Annotated in this window: 3 protein-coding genes; all 3 read left to right on the forward strand. The window is 69.4% G+C overall.

Going from position 1 to position 3,766, the window contains the following annotated elements; translation table 11 throughout:
• The first annotated feature begins 489 nt into the window (after nt 1-489).
• The gene (locus tag VKA86_06700) at nt 490-1,959 is read left to right on the forward strand and encodes a hypothetical protein (protein ID HKK70887.1); all 1,470 of its coding nucleotides are present in this window, start codon (nt 490-492) and stop codon (nt 1,957-1,959) included.
• Complete coding sequence (locus tag VKA86_06705) at nt 1,956-2,804, forward strand: hypothetical protein (GenBank protein ID HKK70888.1); 849 nt, start codon at nt 1,956-1,958, stop codon at nt 2,802-2,804. The genes VKA86_06700 and VKA86_06705 overlap by 4 nt, the downstream gene beginning before the upstream one ends.
• Nucleotides 2,805-2,816: 12 nt before the next feature.
• On the forward strand, nt 2,817-3,766 hold a 950-nt coding region (locus VKA86_06710), incomplete at its 3' end, for a hypothetical protein (GenBank protein HKK70889.1).

Genomic DNA, 3,766 nt, shown 5'->3' on the forward strand with positions numbered 1-3,766 from the left:
CCAACGGAACACCCACCCCGCAGGATCCCCCCGTGACACCATCCCGGCCTCACGCTTTCACTCTAGGCCTGCGGCCGGTCGGCGTCCCAGACTGATAAACGGTTCCCTCTGCCGCCCGGCGGCCGGGGGAACCCCTTGGACATCTGCGGAGGTCTCGCCAGGGACCGGCCTCCCCGCACGCGTCGAAGGCTCCCCCGCGGCGCACTCTCGGGTGCGTTGCTGAATGGACGAAACGGGCGGATCGGCGTCGGTGTGCACTCGGCACGCCGGACAACGCCGAGTGCCGTCACCTGCCAGGGTTTCGCCCCGCGGCGCCGAGCGCGCGACACCGCGCGCCGCCCCATGCGCGCGACACCGCGCGCCGCTGCGAAGCCCACGGCCTTCCGGATTCCAGAACGGGACCCGTAGCGATCGACAGCCGTCGGTCGACCGGGCCGGCGTCTCCGCGCGTGCGGGGACGGTCTCGCGATCCGAGGGACGGGCAGCACCATGGGATTCGCCAGTGAAGTCAAACGCATCCTCGCGGGGTCGAACGGGCGGCCGTTCCGCTTCGACTCGCTGAGCTTCGATCCGCCGGACGTGGACCGGGCGGCGGCCCGCCTGAAGCTCGCGGACCTGGGCAAGCGCAACGGCATCGACGATCTGCCACAGACCAACGACACGCAGCCGGACGGTCCGCACGAGAAGATCTACCAGTACGTGGAGCGGGAGATCGCGTCGACGAAAGCCGAGTCGGAAGTGGCGCTCATGGGGCTCGACGAGCACCTGGCCGCGCTCGACACCGACGCGATCGTCAAGACGCTGCGGCGGGTGCCGACCGAGCTGCGCAATGCGCTCGAGGACAACCGCCGGTCGCTGGAGTTCCAGCTCGCGCGGGCGCGGGAGCAACTGGAGAGCGCTCGCGAGGAATACCAGCGGTTCCGGCGCGAGCGCGGGATCCGTCGTGCGCCGCGGTATCCCGAGGAGAAGATGAACCTCCTGCTCTTCGTCTTCGCGATCTTCGTGGTGGAGGCGATCACCAACGCGTGGTTCTTCGCCACGGGCAGCGAGCTCGGCATGGTGGGGGGCACGGTGATCGCGGCGGGCTTCGCGCTGGTGGACGTGGCGGTCAGCTTCAACCTGGGTCGGCTGGCGAAGAAGGTCCTGGCGCCGGCGGCGGGGCACCGGCTGCTGGGCGGAACCATGGCCGCCGTGTTCGCGGTCTGGGCGGTGGTCTACAACCTGGTGGTCGCCCACGTCCGCGAAGAGCGCTACACCGAGATCCAGCAGGCCACGGTGCAGGGGCTGCAGAGCTTCCGGGAATCGCCGCTGGGGCTCGAGGACACCACTTCGTGGGTCTTGGTCGTGCTCGGACTCCTGTACTCGATCTTCGCGATGATCGACGGCGCGCGCTACGACGACGCGTGGTTCGGTTACGAGGACCACCATCGCAAGCTGCTGATGGCCGAGGAGGAGTACGAGTACTCGAAGTCGGCGCTGTTCGAGCAGGCCCGGCAGCTGCGCGACGAAGCCGCGCGCAACTGCGATCTGCTGGCGACGAAGGTCGCCGACGTGGTGGTGAACCTCTCCAACGGGATCGAGCGCAAGAAGACGCTGCAACGCAACTACGAGCACTTCATGCGGGCCAGCGAGCAGGTGTGCCGCACGCTGATCTCGACGTATCGCGACGAGAACCGGCGCCACCGCAGCACGCCGCCGCCGCCGTACTTCGACGAGCCCTTCGCGGTGCGGTGGCAGGTGTTCTCGCCGCGCGAGGTGGAGCTGGACGAGAGCCATCTGGCGATCCAGCGGCGCAACCGGGAGGAGGCGCCGACGATCAGGGAGGACATGCTGGATCAGGTGGACCGGGTGTACGACGCGTACTGCGCGTCGCTGCAGGTGATCGTCGACGGCGGACGGCCCGCCCGGGACCGGCCGCCGACGCCGGATGCGATTCCGGAGACGGAGGCGCGCGCATGAGATCGCCTCGGGAGCGGCAGCGTCAGAAGGAACGGCGCATGGCGATGCTCGCGGCCGCGGGAGGGGTGCTGGTCGTGGTGGCGGTCGCGGCCGTCGTGATCCACGGCACTCGTACGCGGGTGGATCGCGATCCGGTCACGCAGTGTCCGACCAATCGCCCGCTGAGCGCGTACACGGCCGTGCTGATCGATGCGACCGACGAGCTGAACCCGGTGCAGTCGAAGTTCGTGATGGACGCGGTGACGGCGGTGGTGGACTCGCTGCCCGAGAACGGACGCCTCGATCTGTTCGTGCTCGAGGGTGCGCGGGGCGACGACGATCCACCGTTTCGGCGCAAGGTGTGCCGCTGCAATCCGGGGCGGAGCGACAGCGACGCGGACATCGGTCTGACCGACAACCCCGCTCTGCAGCGCAAGCGCTGGCAGGAGGACTACCTGGAGCCGGTGCGTGCGGCGATGGACAGCGCGCTGACCCGCGCGCCGAGCGACCGCACGCCCCTGCTGCGGGCGATCCAGGCGGTGGCCCTGGCGTCGCCGATCGGGGCGCAGAATCCCGAGCCGGTCGAGGGCCGGCGACGTCTGTTGATCGTGTCGGACATGCTCGAGCACACCGACGACTACAGCCACTACCGCACGGCCCGGGCGAGTCTCGCCGCGCTGCGCGCGCTGCCGGCGTATCCGCGCCTGCGCACGGACCTGCGGGGGTCCGAAGTCGAGATCCTGTACGTGCGGCGCGACGACCCGGGCGCGCGGCGGATCCAGGGCCGCGCCCACGTGGGGTTCTGGGAAGACTACTTCGACGCGAACCACGGGCTGCTGCGGCGCGTGGTCCAGGTCCAGGGATAGAGGAGCGACACCATGAGCGGAATCAACCTGACCCGGTCGGCCGTGGCCGTGCGTCCCCTGTTCGTGATCACCGCCCTGGTCGGGGTGATCGGCATGCTGCTGGGGCAGCTGATCGACGGCCTGGGGTGGATGACGATCGTCGTCCCGCTGGTCGCGATGATCACCTACGTCGTCCTGAGCTGGAATTCCGATCGCACCCTCGTGTACACCGCGTCGTTCGCCGACAGCATCTACTTCCAGGGCTTCCTGTTCACGCTGGTGTCGCTGGCCATGGCCCTGTGGGCCTTCGCGTCGAGCGACGGCCAGGTCGAGATGCCCAAGCTCGTCGGGGCCTTCGCCACGGCCATTCTCACGACGATCGTCGGCCTGGCCCTGCGGGTGTACCTGGTGAACTTCATGCCGTCGGCCGAGGAGTCGACGATCGACGCCGAACAGAAGCTGGCGGAGTCGGCGCGTCATCTGAAGACCCACCTCGAAAACCTGTCGGTCGACGTGGTCGCCCGGAACCAGGCCTTCACCGAGGCGCTCACGCAGAACCTCGAGTCCACCGACGAGGCACTGCAGGAGGGAATCGAGAGCTTCCGCGCGTCGATGCAGACGATGGTGCAGCAGGCCGAGTCGGAGATGCGCGCGTCGGTGGCCGCGCAGCAGGAGTCGATGCGCACGAGTGCGGAGCAGTACCGCGAGGCCCTGGCCCGGAGCCAGGCCGATCTCGAACGGGCGATCGACGACCTGAAGGTTCCGCGGGCGACCGTGGTGGAGTCGCTGTCGGGTCCGCTCCGCGCGCTGGTCGAGGACCTCCAGGCCGAGCGCTCGGCGGTCCGCGAGCTGATCGACGAGCAGTCGAAGGCCCTGGCCGAGGTACGTGAGATCACGTCCGGCTTCGTGGCGCTCAAGGACGCGGCCGGCGAACTCGGCGGCGCCGTCGCGACGGTGGACGGGGCGAAGGACCACCTGGCCGC

Source organism: Candidatus Krumholzibacteriia bacterium (assembly GCA_035268685.1).
GTDB lineage: Bacteria > Krumholzibacteriota > Krumholzibacteriia > JAJRXK01 > JAJRXK01 > JAJRXK01.